Source organism: Micromonospora lutea, assembly GCF_016863535.1.
Lineage (GTDB): Bacteria > Actinomycetota > Actinomycetes > Mycobacteriales > Micromonosporaceae > Micromonospora > Micromonospora lutea.
The window spans coordinates 1-775 of record NZ_BOPB01000015.1 but is presented as its reverse complement, the minus strand read 5'-3'; the positions used below and the strand labels follow the sequence as shown (position 1 = coordinate 775).

Annotated in this window: 1 protein-coding gene; it reads right to left on the bottom strand. The window is 73.5% G+C overall.

Annotation, left to right across the window (positions count from 1 at the left end):
- Nucleotides 1-702: serine/threonine-protein kinase (locus Vlu01_RS16415; RefSeq protein ID WP_204000114.1), on the bottom strand; the 702-nt coding region annotated here is incomplete at its 3' end.
- Between the last annotated feature and the right edge of the window lie 73 nt (nt 703-775).

The window sequence follows — 775 nt, the reverse complement described above, 5'->3', positions numbered from 1 at the left end:
TCCCGTGTTGGCGGGCGGTCCCGTGTTGGCGGGCGGTCCCGTGTTGGCGGGCGGTCCCGTGTTGGCGGGCGGTCCCGTGTTGGCGGGCGAAGGGGCGAGCAGGCGCAAGCCGAGCCGGCCGAGGGCGTACACGTCGGTGCGCTCGTCCACGACGGCGAGTGGGTCGTCCTGCTCGGGCGCCATGTAACCCGGGGTGCCGACGCGCATGGTGAGCCCCGAGGCGACGGCGAGCGCCTTGGCCAGGCCGAGGTCGGCGATGAGCACCCGCTCGCCGTCAGCGGTGGAGCGGAACAGGATGTTCCCGGGCGACAGGTCGCGATGCACCACGCGGTGCCGGTGCAGCACCGCCACCCCGGCGGCGATCTCGGCGAGCGTGTCCAGGGCGGTCGCCACGGGCAGCGGCCCGGCGGCCAGCCGCTGCCGAAGGCTGCCCCCGTCGGCCCAGTCCAGCACGATGTAGGGCCGTCCGTCCGCCAACTCTCCCACCAGGCGTACCCGGACCAGCCGGTCGTCCTCCATCCGGCTCAGCAGCCGCGCCTCGTCCAGGAAGCGTTCCCGGACGCGTACGTCGTGGTGCCAGTTCTCCGCCAGCACCTTGATCGCCACCCGGATGTCCAGCATCGGGTCGTGGGCCAGCCAGACGGTCGCGAACGAGCCCACCCCGAGCAGCCCCTCCACCCGGTAAACCCCAATCCGCTCCACCCCACCCCCACCCACCCGCTAACAGCCACCCTCCCCCTCCCCCACCCCCACAGCAACCCCACCCCACCCACCC